General features: G+C 52.8%; 18 protein-coding genes and 5 tRNA genes. 15 read left to right on the plus strand and 8 right to left on the minus strand.

The genetic code is table 11. The features are described from left to right. Positions 1-73: 73 nt before the first annotated feature. The 7 genes from QA596_11890 to queA form a co-directional block, all read right to left on the minus strand. Positions 74-145, minus strand: a tRNA-Thr gene (locus QA596_11890). 8 nt (positions 146-153) lie between these two features. Beyond that, a tRNA-Gly gene (locus tag QA596_11895) sits at positions 154-229 on the minus strand. 8 nt (positions 230-237) lie between these two features. Then, positions 238-320: transfer RNA gene (locus QA596_11900), tRNA-Tyr, on the minus strand. 36 nt (positions 321-356) lie between these two features. Then, a tRNA-Thr gene (locus QA596_11905) sits at positions 357-429 on the minus strand. 168 nt (positions 430-597) lie between these two features. Further along, positions 598-1,086 carry a 2-C-methyl-D-erythritol 2,4-cyclodiphosphate synthase gene (gene ispF / locus QA596_11910; protein ID MDG5768163.1) on the minus strand — a complete coding sequence of 163 codons (489 nt, stop codon included), beginning with the start codon at positions 1,084-1,086 and terminating at the stop codon, positions 598-600. Continuing rightward, complete coding sequence (gene ispD, locus QA596_11915; GenBank protein ID MDG5768164.1) at positions 1,083-1,799, minus strand: 2-C-methyl-D-erythritol 4-phosphate cytidylyltransferase; 717 nt, start codon at positions 1,797-1,799, stop codon at positions 1,083-1,085. Before ispD ends, ispF begins: the two co-directional genes overlap by 4 nt. A gap of 3 nt (positions 1,800-1,802) precedes the next feature. Next, positions 1,803-2,849, minus strand: a complete 1,047-nt coding sequence (gene queA / locus QA596_11920) for a tRNA preQ1(34) S-adenosylmethionine ribosyltransferase-isomerase QueA (protein ID MDG5768165.1) — start codon at positions 2,847-2,849, stop codon at positions 1,803-1,805. Between the two features lie 104 nt (positions 2,850-2,953). Here queA and QA596_11925 point away from each other — a divergent pair. From QA596_11925 to QA596_11965, 9 genes are all read left to right on the plus strand, one after another. After that, positions 2,954-3,040, plus strand: a tRNA-Ser gene (locus QA596_11925). Positions 3,041-3,223: 183 nt separating this feature from the next. Beyond that, a complete protein-coding gene (locus QA596_11930) occupies positions 3,224-3,742 on the plus strand; it encodes a hypothetical protein (GenBank protein ID MDG5768166.1) in 519 nt (172 codons plus the stop codon). A 65-nt stretch (positions 3,743-3,807) separates the two neighbouring features. After that, positions 3,808-4,248, plus strand: a complete 441-nt coding sequence (locus QA596_11935; protein MDG5768167.1) for a LytR C-terminal domain-containing protein — start codon at positions 3,808-3,810, stop codon at positions 4,246-4,248. Between the two features lie 8 nt (positions 4,249-4,256). Then, positions 4,257-4,643, plus strand: coding sequence for a ribosome silencing factor (gene rsfS / locus QA596_11940; protein MDG5768168.1), 387 nt, complete (start codon positions 4,257-4,259; stop codon positions 4,641-4,643). Then, on the plus strand, positions 4,615-5,037 hold the full coding sequence (locus QA596_11945; GenBank protein MDG5768169.1) for a hypothetical protein: 423 nt from the start codon (positions 4,615-4,617) through the stop codon (positions 5,035-5,037). Before rsfS ends, QA596_11945 begins: the two co-directional genes overlap by 29 nt. A gap of 198 nt (positions 5,038-5,235) precedes the next feature. Then, on the plus strand, positions 5,236-6,579 hold the full coding sequence (locus tag QA596_11950) for an MATE family efflux transporter (GenBank protein MDG5768170.1): 1,344 nt from the start codon (positions 5,236-5,238) through the stop codon (positions 6,577-6,579). Between the two features lie 396 nt (positions 6,580-6,975). Further along, positions 6,976-8,244 carry a type III polyketide synthase gene (locus QA596_11955; protein ID MDG5768171.1) on the plus strand — a complete coding sequence of 423 codons (1,269 nt, stop codon included), beginning with the start codon at positions 6,976-6,978 and terminating at the stop codon, positions 8,242-8,244. A 174-nt stretch (positions 8,245-8,418) separates the two neighbouring features. Then, on the plus strand, positions 8,419-9,210 hold the full coding sequence (locus QA596_11960; protein ID MDG5768172.1) for a methyltransferase domain-containing protein: 792 nt from the start codon (positions 8,419-8,421) through the stop codon (positions 9,208-9,210). A 27-nt stretch (positions 9,211-9,237) separates the two neighbouring features. Beyond that, positions 9,238-10,392 (plus strand): NAD(P)/FAD-dependent oxidoreductase, encoded by a 1,155-nt coding sequence (locus QA596_11965; GenBank protein MDG5768173.1) that lies wholly within the window; start codon positions 9,238-9,240, stop codon positions 10,390-10,392. Positions 10,393-10,524: 132 nt separating this feature from the next. Here QA596_11965 and QA596_11970 read toward each other — a convergent pair whose 3' ends face one another. Beyond that, positions 10,525-11,268, minus strand: a complete 744-nt coding sequence (locus QA596_11970; GenBank protein ID MDG5768174.1) for a superoxide dismutase — start codon at positions 11,266-11,268, stop codon at positions 10,525-10,527. 213 nt (positions 11,269-11,481) lie between these two features. Here QA596_11970 and rplM point away from each other — a divergent pair, with 213 nt between their 5' ends. The 6 genes from rplM (at position 11,482) to frr (ending at position 15,807) form a co-directional block, all read left to right on the plus strand. Beyond that, positions 11,482-11,925, plus strand: a complete 444-nt coding sequence (gene rplM / locus QA596_11975; GenBank protein ID MDG5768175.1) for a 50S ribosomal protein L13 — start codon at positions 11,482-11,484, stop codon at positions 11,923-11,925. Positions 11,926-11,927: 2 nt separating this feature from the next. Beyond that, entirely contained in the window at positions 11,928-12,314 is a 387-nt protein-coding gene (gene rpsI, locus QA596_11980; protein ID MDG5768176.1) for a 30S ribosomal protein S9, read from the plus strand. Positions 12,315-12,447: 133 nt separating this feature from the next. Next, the gene (rpsB, locus tag QA596_11985) at positions 12,448-13,443 is read left to right on the plus strand and encodes a 30S ribosomal protein S2 (protein MDG5768177.1); all 996 of its coding nucleotides are present in this window, start codon (positions 12,448-12,450) and stop codon (positions 13,441-13,443) included. A gap of 75 nt (positions 13,444-13,518) precedes the next feature. Further along, positions 13,519-14,349, plus strand: a complete 831-nt coding sequence (tsf, locus tag QA596_11990) for a translation elongation factor Ts (GenBank protein MDG5768178.1) — start codon at positions 13,519-13,521, stop codon at positions 14,347-14,349. A 100-nt stretch (positions 14,350-14,449) separates the two neighbouring features. Next, entirely contained in the window at positions 14,450-15,163 is a 714-nt protein-coding gene (gene pyrH, locus QA596_11995; protein MDG5768179.1) for a UMP kinase, read from the plus strand. 77 nt (positions 15,164-15,240) lie between these two features. Further along, a complete protein-coding gene (frr, locus tag QA596_12000; protein ID MDG5768180.1) occupies positions 15,241-15,807 on the plus strand; it encodes a ribosome recycling factor in 567 nt (188 codons plus the stop codon). The last annotated feature ends 19 nt before the right edge of the window (positions 15,808-15,826 follow it).

Here is a 15,826-nt window from a genome sequence, read left to right on the forward strand (position 1 = left end):
GATCGCTGATCTTTTGAGTAATAAGTAAGTTTGCTAAATGAAATGAATCGCTTCTTCTCTTCTTCAACACCTGAGCCGCTACTCGGATTTGAACCGAGGACCCCTTCCTTACCATGGAAGTGCTCTACCTCTGAGCTATAGCGGCTTAACAACTGGAGCGGGCGACGGGACTCGAACCCGCAACATTCAGCTTGGAAGGCTGACACTCTACCAATTGAGTTACACCCGCATGGGTTGTGGGGAGGACAGGATTCGAACCTGTGAAGGCGTAAGCCAACAGATTTACAGTCTGCCCCGTTTGACCGCTTCGGTACCTCCCCGGGTTTCAGTAATCGAAAAGAACACTACACTAAAAGAGCCAGTGACCGGATTCGAACCGATGACCGACGGTTTACAAAACCGTTGCTCTACCAACTGAGCTACACTGGCATTAACAAAACAACTGACTAACCGGGCATGAAATTGTATCCTTGACGGTATCGCCAAACCCGAAAATCAGTTTATTTGATTCGATAGGCGCAGTTTCCCGTACATATCGAAAGACTGTTAAATTAGGGACTCTCGCACACCATGTCAACAAAACGGTGAAAAATATTTTTAATCGTTTTTTTCGTCTTCAAAAATCAGACATGTTGCCATGGCGCACATGGCTTCCTCCCTGCCAATAATCCCTACTTGTTCAGAGGTGGTTGCCTTGATAGAAACTTTATCAACAGCCATCGAGAGGTCTTCGGCTACATTTGCTCTCATCATTTCAATATGCGGGGCCAGTTTCGGCTTTTCCGCAACGACAGTGACATCCACATTTCCCGGCCGATGCCCTTTTTCGGCGAGGAGATCCGCAACCGATCTCAGCAGCACCCTGCTGTCGGCATCCTTGTACTGTGACGCGGTATCCGGGAAATGTGTCCCAATATCTCCCAAGGCAGCCGCCCCGAGCAGGGCATCGATAATAGCATGCAGCAACACGTCGGCATCGGAATGACCGTCCAGCCCCTTGTCATGGGGTATCGTCACCCCACCGAGAACAAGCTTTCGGCCTTTGGCCAGCCTGTGAAGATCATATCCATAACCCACGCGTATCATACGGCCGAATGTGACTGAACCCATTTCTCTGCAAAAAAGAGATCGGATGGGTAGGTAATCTTGATATTCTCCTGGGATCCCCGGACCATATATACCGGATACCCCGCAAACTCTGCAAGTGACGCGTCATCGGTAGCTTTAAAGCCGCTTTTTTCGGCTTTTTTGTAGGCATCTACCAGAATGTCCTTGCGAAAAACCTGGGGTGTCTGAGCCAGCCAGACCGACTTTCGTTCCGGTGTGGAAACCACCTGCCCGTCCCTGACCACTTTCACCGTATCGCTGGCGGGTATTCCAAGAATAGCCGCTCCGTTCGAAAGCGCAAGTCTGATCGCCTCCCGAACCGCATTAAGTGGAAAGCAGGGGCGCACGGCATCATGAATCAGAACTACATCGGCACTGGATCCCATCAGATGAAGCAATCCGTTTTTTACAGAATCCATGCGTTCATCACCGCCATGGATGACATCCAATATGACATCCTTTTCTCTGCCGGCTTCCCGCAAACACTGCGAGGCGATATTCCGGGTAGTCTGAATCAATTCCGGTGAGGTCGGGATTACAAGGTACCGGACAGTTTCCAGCATCATAAGCCGGTGCACAGTATGAGCCAGAACAGGGCGGCCTCTGAGCGACAGCAATTGTTTTACCTGCCCGGAACCCATCCGGGTTCCACTTCCGGCCGCCGGAATTATGACCCCTGTCGTTGAATCCATGGGTTAAATAATTAACATCGCGTCCCCGAAGGAAAAGAAACGGTACTTTTTGGCTTCCGCTTCCTTGTACACCTCCATCAAAAAATCAAAATCGGCAAAAGCGGCCGCAAGCATCAGCATGGTTGATTCCGGCCGATGAAAGTTGGTGATCAACCCTTCCGTGATCTTGAAATCGTAGGGCGGATAGATGAACTTGTCGGTCCAGCCCATGGCCGGCTTTACATGACCGCTGGCGGTGGTGCTTGTCTCAATGGCCCTGACCGAAGAAATTCCACAGGCAACCACCTTGTTCTTCTTCGAGTTAAGCGCCTCGTTGATAACCCTTGAAGACTCTTCCGATATGTAGTAATTCTCTGAATCCATACGATGCTTGGTCAGGTCCTCCACCTCCACCTGACGAAACGTACCCCATCCGATATGGAGTGTAATCGGCGCCATGCGAACTCCTTTCTCCTGCAGCTTTTCGAGCAGCTCCGGAGTAAAATGCATCCCGGCCGTTGGTGCGGCCACCGCCCCTCGCTCCCGGGCAAACACCGTTTGATAACGCTCTTTATCCGCTTCTTCCGGCTTCCGCTTGATATAAGGAGGAAGCGGCATTTCACCCAGCTCGTCAAGAATGGAGTAGAGCTTCTCGTTGGGCTCATCAAAAAGAAACCGAATGGTGCGGCCGCGGGACGTGGTGTTGTCGACCACTTCGGCCACCAGGTCATCGCCGAAATAGAGCTTGTTGCCGATTCGGATTTTTCTGGCCGGCTCCACCAGCACATCCCACAATTTGTTTTCCGGCTGCAACTCGCGAAGCAGAAAAACCTCAATGGAAGCATCCGTTTTTTCCTTCTTGCCTTTCAGCCTGGCCGGAAAAACCTTCGTATTATTATATACCAGGCAATCACCCTTTTCGAAATATTTATGGATATCGGAAAAATTTTCATGCGTGACCGTTTTGGCCGCACGATCCAACACCATCAGCCTTGACGAATCGCGAGGCTCAACCGGGTGTGAAGGGATTTTGATTTTGTCCAGCTCATACCTGAAATCCGTTAATTTCATAATTCGGTTTGATTGATGAGGTTTTTCAAAAAAGTATTGTAGAACTGCGAAAAGTTCAGTAATATAAGCATTTTGGAGTCGTTTTACAAGCTTATTTTAGGAACGGAGGTGTGCCAGAGCGGTCGAATGGGGCGGTCTCGAAAACCGTTGTGCACGCAAGTGCACCGGGGGTTCGAATCCCTCCACCTCCGCTGCTTTTTTCTTGGCAGAGTATTATTCGGGACTGTTTCATAAAATCAGGCCTTCCCGCTGTCGTTTTTTTCTCTATTTTATCATATCAAGGCCTTGACATAATTTGAGCGTTTTCGTTACGTTGAGAAGTAACAAACGGAGTCATATACAGAACACTCACACCGAACATTCCCGGGAGTTGTATGAAAATTTCAACGGTTGTCAGTTTACTTCTTCTGATTATCTGCGCGCCGCTCCAGGAGGGGATGGCTCAGTTCCGCTCTGATAACAATTCCGAGTTCGACCGGACAGGACACATTCTGCGCAGCGACAACCCGGATGCCGGAAGCGGCCTTTTCGGATTGCAGGATTTCCAAATGGACCATTCATATGAAATGACCATGGGATCTTTTGGCGGCAACATGTACAACCAGAACATGTATACCAATACCATGCACCTGCTGTTTAATGAGAACCTCTACGGCCGGGTCGACCTCTCCGTTGCTCACTCCCCGTTCGGGAACAACTTCATGGGTCAGGACAACCAGGCCCAGTTTTTTATCCGCAATGCGGAGCTGAACTACCGGTTTAGTGACAATGCGCGCATCCAGCTCCGGTTTCAGCAACTGCCTGCCGGGTATGGATACGGCCGGGGATTTGGCTACGGCGGGCCGGCATACCACCGAAGCCCGTTTTACCACAACCCGTATTCCCGATGGTAACACCCCGGGAAATCGTCCGATCGCAATCTCCAGCGGTCACGCCCAAGCTATCTACAGTTATTTGAATGACGCATAACAAGAGCTCTACTTTCCTGGTTCATGCCTCTCTGGGCTTTCTGAGTATCCTTTTGCTCATCCTCCTGGCCGCCCTCTTCACACGCATCATTTATCCGCGCATAATTGCCGAACGCAGTGAAACCGGTACGCTGCTGAGCGAGGTTATTCAGATTGAAGTAGTCAACGGGTGTGGCGTCCCCGGCCTGGCCACCCGATTTACCAGCATATTGCGTCAAAACGGCTTCGACGTCGTACAGTCGGGAAATTTTGACACCTTCGACATCAGGGAATCCCTGGTAATCGACCGAAACGGAAATATGGAAAACGCCCGCAGGGTCGCACGGGCCCTTGGAATACCCGATGATCGCATTTTGCGGGAGATTTCGTCCGATTTCTATCTTGATGCCACCGTAGTCATCGGTGCCGATTATGAATCTCTAAAACAGTAAAACCATCTATGACCGAAACTTCTCAACCCGATGTTGAAACAGAAACCACGACCTTTCCGCAACTTGTATCCCTCATCAATGAAGCGCTGCTGGAGAGAAAAGCCGAACAACTGGTCGTACTTGATGTGAGCGAAATCACTACCCTCGCCGATTATTTTATTATCTGCTCCGGCGGATCGGACACCCATATCAAGGCCCTGGCCGACAACGTCAGTGAAAGTATCAAAGAGAGCACAGGCGAACATGTCTGGCGCAGAGAGGGGCTGGAAAGCAAAAAATGGGTCGTTCTGGACTATGTGAACGTTGTAGTGCATGTTTTCAACCACGAAACCCGGTCTTATTACGCGCTGGAGAATATGTGGAGTGATGCAAAAATCACCTCAATTGAAGATTGATACGACTGCCGCGATTGTACTGACTTTCGTTCTGGCCATCGCCTGCAGCACGGAAGAGCTGGCAGAGCGTTCGACGCATCGGCCCGCCGAACCCGAGAACTCCCGCAACATCTCCTCCGGACCGGTATATGTGGAAGCTCTCGGACTCAAGGAGGATAACAGCAAGGCTTTTCTGCAAATCAAGGGGCATCTGCCCACTCCCTGCCACCGGCTCTCTCCGCCCGTCCGGCATCAGCATTCGGATACCCTGAGCATCACCCTCTCCTCCTGGCAGCGTTCCGATGTCATGTGCGCACAAGTGCTGGAGCCTTTTGTGTTCTATCTGGAACTCAACGATGAGGAGCTCGATCTGGCCACCGTAATCACCTGCAACGGGATCACCATCACTCCCTGACCCAATCGCGCGCAACCATCCCCTCATCCAGGCGCCAAATCCATCCGCGCTGTTGGCTATTTAAAAATTCCGAATGGTTTTTTTGAAACACCGGCATATCTTTCCCGCCACCGGACACCCCTCGCTTTCGCATTTCATAACAATGGCCCGCGCATTCATCTACACAAGTTTGTCTCATTCTTTCTGGAGACGACCCGAATGAGCCTGAGAACCGAATTTCAAAACGAGTCACGGTTAACCCTCGGACTCGGTATCCCTCTGGTCGGCGCGCAGCTGGCGCAGGTGTCCATGAGTTTTGTCGATACGGTGATGGCCGGCAACTACCATCCCGACGACCTGGCCTCGGTCGCCATCGGTTCCAGTTTCTTCATGCCGCTCTTTACTATTGCCGTCGGCATCCTGATGGCGCTCAGTCCGATCATAGCACAGCTTTTCGGCTCCCGCCGGCTCGGGCTCATCGGCAAGAAAGTCCGGCAGGGCCTCTGGCTGAGCCTGTTCCTCTCTGTACCGGCCATACTCGTACTCAACAATCTCGGTCCGGTGATGAACCTCCTGGGCTTCACCCCTGAAGTCATCTCAATCACATCAGGCTACCTGTTCGCACTTTCCTGGGGCATCCCCGCCATCTTCGCCTTCATGGTGCTGAGGTTCTTCAACGAGGCACTCGGCGCAACCAGGCCGGCACTCTATGTAACCCTGATCGGACTGGCCTTCAACATTTTGGGAAATTACACGCTCATCTACGGACGCTTCGGGTTCCCGGAGCTGGGCGCTGTCGGCACCGGATGGGCTACCGCCCTGGTATTCTGGGTGATGTTCCTGGTGATGCTCTCATATACCGCCGGACGCAAAACCTTTCGGAGGTTTCAACTGTTCCGCCAGATTCGCCTGCCGGAACGACGGCATATCGGTGAAATCCTTCGTATCGGCACACCCATCGGCATCAGCATGGGGATGGAAACCAGCATGTTTGCCATGGTCGCCCTGCTTATGGGATCGCTCGGCACGACCATCGTTGCCGCCCATCAGGTAGCCATTAATATTGCCTCGGTTACCTTTATGATACCGCTCGGGCTCTCCATGGCCATTACCGTCCGTGTCGGTCAGCTTCGCGGGAGAAATCAACCGGCAAAGGCACGTTTTGCCGGCTTTACCGGCATCATCCTGTGCACCCTCATCATGAGCCTCGCCGCCCTGATCATGATCAGCTTCCCGAAGCAGATTGTCGGAATCTACACCGGCGATCCGGAAGTCATCGAAATGGCATCCATGCTGCTGATCATGGCCGCCGTTTTCCAGATTTCGGACGGATTGCAGGTGGGTGGATCCGGGGCACTACGCGGACTCAAAGACACCCGCGTGCCCATGATCGTCAACCTGGCCGCCTATTGGGGGATCGGAATACCGCTGGGCTACTTTCTGGGGATGATCCTGGACTGGGGTCCGCGCGGCCTGTGGATGGGGCTTATTGCCGGCCTGACCGTAGCCGCCATTCTTCACAACATAAGATTTCACCGCATCACCAGAAGAATGACCTCGTAGCGCTTCAATGACGAGCAGCTCCATTCGCACCTTCTGTTCCTCCGTTTGGCAACTCTCTGCAACCCAATTTATCAGTGATTCCTGAAATCGTTTGGTCACACTTCGGGGATCTCTCCGGACGAAGGAAATCGCTCAGGGTTTTCTTGTCCGAGTGACCCGGGTCGCCATCGTTTCACATGCCGACTGCTGTTCGGATAAACGATATCGTTCCTGTTGCGGTTATGGTCAGGGTACAACACGGTGCCGAAAGTTCCGCTCCCGGCAGATACGCAATACCCCGAAGAAGTCCGGCAGCCTGCCGTTATCCCGATTGTCGGGATTCTGCATTGTCTGGAAACGGGAGCATACCTTATCACCGCAGAGCCATTGTTAACGTGAAAAAAGTGAGGAAAATGCATGGCTGTCCACATTCACCGCATCGAGACCTCAGTCCCCGACACCTTCTACCGCCAGTCGTTTGCCTCCGAATTGATGCAAAACATTCCCTGGCGCAGGGCCGGGACCAAACGAATCCTTCGAAACATATACCAGCAGTCCGGTATTGAGAAGCGGCACAGTGTCATTACGGATTTCAACGGGTCAGCGACCTCTCCCCTGTTTTTCAACCGGGACGGTTCCCCGGCGCCTCCTCCCGATACACAAACCCGAAATGAGTGGTATACCCGTGAAGCGCGCCGGCTTTTTTTACGGCTTGGTGACCAGCTGTTGCGCAATTCGCCCGGATTCAACAAAGAGGATGTCACTCATGTGATTACGGTTTCATGCACCGGTTTCTTTGCACCCGGACCGGATTATTACGTAGTGCGGGAGCTGGGGCTCAGGGACTCGGTTCAACGGTATCATATCGGCTTCATGGGATGCTATGCTGCGTTTCAGGGACTGAAGATGGCGGATTCCTTCTGCCGATCGAATCCCGATGCCGTGGTTCTGGTTCTCTGCGTTGAGCTTTGCACCCTGCACCTGCAATTCAGCGAAGATACCGATGCCATCATTTCGGCTTCCGTTTTCGCGGATGGCGGATCGGGAGCACTGGTCAGTGCCCGGAATCCGTCCGACATCCGTCGGATGACTTCACAAGACGGCCACAACCCCCTTCCAAAATCACTAAATGACGATGATTCACCAACCGGTCTGCCCGACTCCGGGCAAAGTCAGGATATAACCCTGGAAATGCTGGACTTTCAATGCAGCATCACTCCGGAAGGAGAAGAGGATATGGCCTGGACCATTGGCAACCAGGGTTTTCTGATGAGGCTCTCCACATACGTGCCGGATATCATCCGGAAAAATATCGGGCCGGCACTCACATCCATATTGAAGTCGGCAGACCTCAAATCCGGCGACATCGCCCGATGGGCGGTGCATCCCGGGGGGCGGGCCATTCTGGACAAGGTCAGAGACGCATTGCAACTTCCCGACGAACAGCTTTCAGATTCCCGAGCCGTACTCCGCGATTACGGCAACATGAGCAGCGCCACAATTTTGTTCGTTTTAAAAAGGATGATGGAGGACACCAGCCTGCAGGCAAACCGGACCGTGTTTGCGATGGCCTTCGGACCCGGTCTCACCATCGAATCCGGTTTATTCCGCACCCGACAGATTTCGAACCGCGAATCGCAGCAAAACCGTCAAAATAAAGAGGTCCCGAAAGCAGTAAAATCCTGAAATTGAAGTTCCGTACCGGGTATCTTTCCTGCACATGCAAAACACCTGCACACAAACGCGAAAATCCTGCCGCAACAAACACCTGGCCTTTCGGCGGTGAAGCGATCCGGCTTTCTGCCGATAACCATTTCCGGTATCTTCTGTTTCCATCATACGATTTCCCGGCATTCCCCCATGATCACACCCCTTACCCAGCGACAGTCCGAGCTTGTTGAATGGATGGACAGGCCCGATTGCAACCCGGAGCTCCTGCGCAACACCTACCGCCACTTTTCTACCGTCAATGAGTGGATTTCAGGCTGGCGGGATGTGTATCTGCGCCTTATCCGTCCCGAGCTCGTTCCCGGCAAGTTGTTCCGGCTGCTTGATGTTGGTTCGGGTGGAGGAGACATCACAAAAAAACTCTGGAAATGGGCCAGAAATGACGGTTTTACGCTGGATGTCACGGGCATAGACCCCGACCCTCGCGCGCTTGCCTTTTCTTCGGAACACATACAGCCTCATAATTATCCAGGACTTCGATTTGTGCAGACCGACACCTCCGGACTCCTCCACAACAACATAAAGTTTGATTTCGTCGTGAGTAATCACGTGCTTCATCATCTTAAGAACAGGGAAGTCGCTCCGTTTCTGAACGGACTGTCGCAGCTTGCATCCAGACGCGTTATCTGCAGTGATATTGAACGCTCGTCCCTGGGCTATTTCCTGTTCTCCGCACTCACATTGCCGCTGTTCAACGACTCCTATATCCGAACGGACGGACTGATATCGATCAAAAAAAGCTTTACCTGTAATGAGCTCATGCGCATTGCGCCATCCGGCTGGACGGTCAGGCGCCAGTTTCCATTCCGCCTTCTGGCGATATATGACACTGCCGCATCAAAGCGTTCATCTGCAAGCAGCCCGCATCCCTACCGGTCCATTGCCGCCGGCAATCTCGCATCCGGTCAAACGAAACAAATCTGAGCACATCCAACCAGAAACGGCCGCCCCATGACCCTTCAGGGATCTTTCGATCTTGCAATCATCGGAGCCGGACCCGCAGGGCTGCTTGGCGCCGCTCTGGCTGCCGGAAAGGGGCTCCGGACACTGCTCATTGAAAAGGAGCCCACGGCCAATCGACACTCCAGGTCAATCGGCATCCATCCGCCATCCCTCGAAATATTCTCCAGACTTGACTTGCTGGACCCTCTCCTGCAAGAGGGGGTCAGCATCCGGAAAGGCCTGGCAAGTGAGGATGGGGGAAACACGCTCGGAGAGCTCGACTTTTCAACCCTTCCGGAACCCTTTAATTTCATCCTCACGATTCCCCAGTGGAAGACCGAGATGATTCTGGAACAGCATCTTAAACAAGTCGGTGTGCACGTTTTACGCGGGTACCGCCTCACCGGATTAACCCTTCCAGAGGCGCCGCATTGCCACCTTGAGATTACAGACTCTGCCGGAAACCGGCATCACATCGAGGCAGGCTTCGCCCTGGCCTGCGATGGCAAAAACAGCACTACGCGCAACTTGCTGGGCATTCGCTTCTCCGGATCCTCATACAGGCGACGGTTTGCCATGGCTGATTTCACCGACCACACCGGCTTTGGTCCGCATGCCATCGTTTTCTTGTGCAAGGAAGGACTCGTGGAAAGCTTTCCGTTGCCCGGAAATGTGCGACGATGGGTGGCAGGTCAGGTCCGTGGACAGCGTACCGGCAGTGCAGACGAGCTTGCAGCGATTATTGCAAGGCGAACCGGCTGCCGGCCTGACCCGCAGACATGTACCATGTTTTCGGAATTCGGTGTCGAGCGATACCTCGCAGAGAGATTGTCGCGAGGCAGAGTGATGCTGGCCGGTGATGCTGCCCATGTAACAAGTCCGATTGGTGGACAGGGAATGAACCTCGGGTGGATGAATATGGTGGATGCGACCGATGCCATTGAACAGGTGTTGCAGGGCGGCCTGAGTGCTGAAGATGCCGGCAGCCAATACGACCGGATTGCGCGAAAAAGGGCGGTGAAAGTGATTCGGAGGGCGGAAGCAAACATGTTGCTTGGCAGCCGCACCGTGTTTCACACCATCCGCAACGGCATGGTGAAAATGCTTCTGAAAAGTTCTGTGAGTGAGGTATTGAAGCGGCGGTTTACCATGCAGGGGCTATAAGCCACCAGGTAAAAAAAAAGCCCGGTCATTCGAAAATGCCGGGCATTGCAAGTAGTAAGGCCTAAACCTTTACGTTAATGTTTGCGGGTTACTTGTAAAGATAAAAGTCCGCCGGACATTGTCAAGAGGTTGTCAGCTATTCGTAGCGCGTGCCGTATGATACAGACGGGCGACGGCATCCCAGTCGATTACGTTCATGAACGCTCTCACATAGTCAGCCCGCCGGTTCTGATAACGCAGGTAGTAGGCGTGCTCCCAGACATCCACCGGCAGCAGGGGTACGGTCACCATGGGCGACAGGTTCTGATGCTTTTCCGCCTGCAGCACCATTAGCCGATCGGCATACGGCTCCCATGCCAGAACGCCCCATCCGCTGGCCTCCACGGCGCTTGACGCGGCGATATAATGTGCGGCGAATTTGTCAAAACTTCCAAAAGATTGATCGATGGCACGGACCAGGTCGGGATCCGACGGCTCGCCGCCGCCGTCGGGGCTCATCACTTCCCAAAAAATCTGATGCATAAAATGACCGGCCCCGTGAAAACCGACTTCTCTGGACCAGTGCTTCACCAGTGCGAAATCATCCGCTTCCCTCGCTTCGGCCAGTTTGGCAAGCGCGTTATTCAGGCCGTTTACATAGGACTGGTGATGAATACTGTGATGCAACTCCATGGTCTGGGCATCGATGTGGGGCTCGAGCGCATCATAGGAATAGGCAAGCTGGGGCAGGCGGTACTCACCGGACGACTCGGAAAAGGTCGATTCCAACCCAATCGCTCCGGCTGGCAGGCCGTTAGCCAGTGAAGTTCCAAATCCATAGGAGCCGAGCAGGGCGAATCCGCCCAGTGTTGATGTCAGGTATTCTCTGCGATTCATGGGGAGGGGATTAGGTTACGATTAGAATGAAAACTCACTCCAAACAACACCACGCACTGCAAAAAGGTTGACGGAAACTAAAAAAAACGACAACCGGCTATTGCTGAGAATCGGATGTTTATAATGTTGCAAGACAGAAATATTACTTTTATATTTCCAGACTTGACATAAATCTTATTAGTTAGCGATCTCCCAATAAAAAAACAAAAGACCGTGAATACCGAGAGTTTTAAAACATATTCGGCAAAACCTGGCGACATTCAGAAAAAGTGGGTGGTTATTGACGCGGAGGGACAGCCCCTCGGACGCCTGAGCACCAAAGTCGCGACCTTGCTCAGAGGCAAGCACAAGCCCGAATACACGCCCCACATGGATACGGGCGACAACGTGATTGTAATCAATGCCGGCAAAGTGGCCTTATCCGGAAAGAAAATGCAGGACAAGCTGTACTTTCGCCACTCCGGTTATCCCGGCGGAACCACCTTTACCACAGCGGAAGAGGCTTTGAAAAAAGATCCCACATTTCTGGTGCGAAATGCCGTCAAGGGCATGGTGCCGAAAAACCGTCTGGGCCGCAAGCTTCTTACCAACCTCCGTGTTTTCGCTGGACCCGAGCACAACCTGAACGCGCAGAAACCTGAAACAATTGAACTTTGACAATGGCTAATCAATCCTTTCTGGGCCGGAGAAAAACATCGACAGCACGCGTGCATGTAACGCCCGGCTCCGGTAAAATCACCGTCAACAAAAAAGACTTCGAAACCTATTTCGTATTGCCGGCTCAGCGTAACACGATTAACCTCCCTTTTGAGGTAACCGAGACTACCGGCAAGTACGACGTCAAAGTGACGGTTCGCGGCGGCGGCATCACCGGCCAGGCCGATGCGGTACAGCTTGGCGTAGCCCGGGCGCTCAATACGATGGAGCCCGAAACCCATACTGTGCTGAAGTCGCATGATTTACTGACCCGCGACGACCGGATGGTTGAGCGCAAAAAATACGGTCAGCCCAAAGCCCGGAAGAACTTCCAGTTCTCCAAGCGCTGATTTTTATCCCATTATCACAATCACACATACACAGTGACCCGTGACCAGGTGTTCTCTGCTGCCGGCGGCGGCGGGAATTTGTCACAGGGAATGACCTGTGTAGTGGCCCAACCTTAAACATACGAGTACCGACATGGCTAAAGCTGCATCAGTAGAAGAGCTCCTCAAGTCAGGGGCACACTTCGGACACCTCACCAGGAGATGGAACCCCAAAATGCGCGAATTTATTTTCATGCAGCGCAACGGGATCCACATCATCGACCTCAACAAGACCCAAGCCCTTCTTCAGGAGTCGCTGGACGAGATCGCAAAAGTCGCCCGTTCCGGAAAGAAAGTGCTTTTTGTCGGGACAAAGAAGCAGGCGCAGGAAATTATCCGCACCGAAGCGCAACGTTGTGACATGCCCTACGTTACACATCGCTGGCTTGGCGGTATGCTCACCAATTTTGTGACCATCAAGAAAAGCATTTCCCGCATGGAAGAGATCCATGCCATGCAAAATGACGGCACCTACGACAACATCACCAAGAAAGAACGGCTGATGCTTGACCGTGAAAAGCAAAAGCTGGAAGATGTCATGGGAGGTATCTCCAAAATAGGCCGCATTCCCGGTGCGCTTTTCGTTGTCGATATTGTCAAGGAGAATATCGCCGTCAACGAAGCCTTGAAGCTGAACATCCCCATCTTCGCACTGGTAGATACCAATTGCGATCCGGATGTGCCCGATTACATCATTCCCTGCAATGACGATGCTGCCAAAGCCATTCAGCTGGTAGCCTCTAATGTTGCCGACGCCATTATCGAAGGAATGGCCGAGCGGGAGGCTTATCAGCAGGAACAGCTTGCCACTGATGCTGCGCAGCAGGAGGAAGGCGAAGTAAAAGAAGAGATGACCGAAGCCGATGTGAAACCCACCCGGCGCAAGCGCTCACGCAAGCCGAAAGCAGAACCCAAACAAAAAGTGGCTGTAAAAGCCGGTAAAACGGATTCGGAAGAGAAAAGTGCGGCTGACGCAGGTACGACCCCAAAAGAAGCATCTGAAGACGCTTCCGGAGAAAAGCCGCAAAAAGCGGAAAAACCCGCTTCCGATAAGGATGCAAAAAGCGACTCGGCCGCATCCGACAAATAGCGGTGCTCCTTTGCTATCATTTCGCCGGGAAACCGGACCAGAACCACAACTTCCATTTTACGTATTGACAAGACAATGAGTATATCAGCCTCCGATGTAAAGAAACTCCGCGACCAGACCGGCGCGGGTATGATGGACTGTAAGAAAGCCCTGACCGAAAGCAACGGCGACATGGAAGCCGCCATTGAACTTTTGCGGAAAAAAGGGCAGAAAGTATCCGAAAAACGGGCCGACCGCGAAGCCAATCAGGGCGTGATCGTGTCCCTGCTCTCCGACGACAAGAAGAAAGCCGTTGCCGTTGAACTCAACTGCGAAACCGATTTCGTTGCAAAGAACGAAGAATTTGTCGAGTATGCCAACGACTTTGCCCGCGCCATCTTCGAGCAGGAGCCGGCTGACCGGGACGCGCTGCTTGCCGCAAAGGTAAGAAACCTCACAGTAGCCGACATGCTCAAAGACCTGGTCGGAAAAATCGGTGAAAAAATTGACATCGGCCGCTTTGAAATTATGAAAACCGATGGCCAGATCATTGACTACATCCACCCTGGCAATCAACTCTGTGTACTCGCCGAGTTTGAAGGGCCTCTTGAGAATGCAGGGGTTGGAAAGGATGTCGCCATGCAGGTGGCCGCCATGAACCCGCTGGCCGTAACCAGAGACGGTGTGGACAGCAAAATTATGGAAAAAGAGAAGGAAATCGCCAAGGAGCAGCTCATCAATGAAGGCAAGCCCGAGGAAATCGCAGAAAAAGCGGCCGCCGGAAAAATGCGCCGCTTCTTCGAAGAGCGGGTACTTCTGGAGCAGAAGTTTGTAAAAGACGGCTCCCTGAGTGTTCAGGACTACCTGAAGCAGGCCGGGGAACCGACAGTGCTTTCATTTGCCCGCATACAGCTTGGCGGTCAATAAGTAACGGCTATTCAAGGCTGCCTTCGGGCGGCCTTTTTTTTATCCCCGAACGGGGAAATACTGTCTCTTCATCTACTTTCCACCGAACCGGAGCGGCGTTGTGAAACATTATAACAGAGTACTTTTGAAACTGAGCGGGGAGTCCCTGCTGGGAAAACAAGGGCATGGTATCGACGGAGAGGTATTGACACGCTATGCCGAAGAGATTCAGGAGGCCACACAGACCGGAACCCAGATCGCCATTGTCATCGGTGGCGGTAATATCTTCCGTGGCGTCCGGGGCGCCACCCAGGGCATGGATCGCGTGCAGGGAGATTATATGGGCATGATGGCCACTCTGATCAACAGTATTGCTCTTCAAGATGCCCTGGAGCGTAAAGGTGTGCACACCCGCTTGATGTCGGCTATCAGGATGGAGCAGGTGGCCGAGCCCTTCATCCGACGGCGGGCTGTCCGCCATCTCGAAAAGGGACGGGTGGTGATTTTTGGGGCCGGTACCGGCAACCCCTACTTTACGACCGATACGGCAGCCTCGCTGCGGGCCATCGAAATCGAAGCCGATGCCATCCTCAAGGGAACCAGAGTAAACGGAATCTATGACTGCGACCCCGAAACCAACAGTGATGCGCAGAAATACGACGAAATTAGCGGAGACGACGTGCTGAAAAAGCGGTTGGCTGTCATGGATCTGACCGCCTTTACCCTCTGCAGAGACAACAAAACCCCGATTCTCGTCTTCAACATGGATCAGAAAAAAAACCTCAGCAAAGTGATCCGGGGCGAAGCTGTCGGCACCCGCGTTTACTGGGACTGAGCGCGCTTTTTTTTTTGCCAATTTGTTATATATTTCGCATCTGAAACAGCATTTCTCACTCTACTCTTCAGATGTTTATGATACCTGAACTGCAACCATTTCTCGACGAGGCTAAAGAGCGGATGGATGAAGCCATGTCCTTTCTGAAAAAAGAACTCGGCTACATTCGCGCCGGCAAAGCCACCCCCCAACTACTGGACGGCATCAAGGTGGATTACTATGGAGCCCAGACTCCCCTGAACCAGCTTGCCAATATTTCTGCTCCCGACGCGCGCCTGCTCACCGTCGAGCCGTTTGACAAGTCAACCGTCAAACAAATAGAAAAAGCGATTATGACGTCAGGGCTCGGCCTCAATCCCAACAACGACGGAACCCTCATCCGTATACCGCTGCCGGCACTCTCCGAAGAACGCCGGGCCGAACTGGCAAGGGTATCCAAAGACAAGGCGGAAGAGGCACGGATTAGCGTCCGGAACACGCGGCGTGAAATCAAGGACGAAATCAAGCAGGAAGTAAAAAACGAATCCCTGCCGGAAGACTCCCGCTTTGATGCCGAAGAAGAACTCCAGAAACTCACCGACTCCTACATCGTAAAAATTGACGGGATGCAAAAGGAGAAGGAAGATGAGATCATGACTGTCTAATTTTCGTGAACTGGGTAAT

It is taken from the genome of Balneolales bacterium ANBcel1 (genome assembly GCA_029688905.1).
Taxonomy (GTDB): Bacteria; Bacteroidota; Rhodothermia; order Balneolales; family Natronogracilivirgulaceae; genus SLLW01.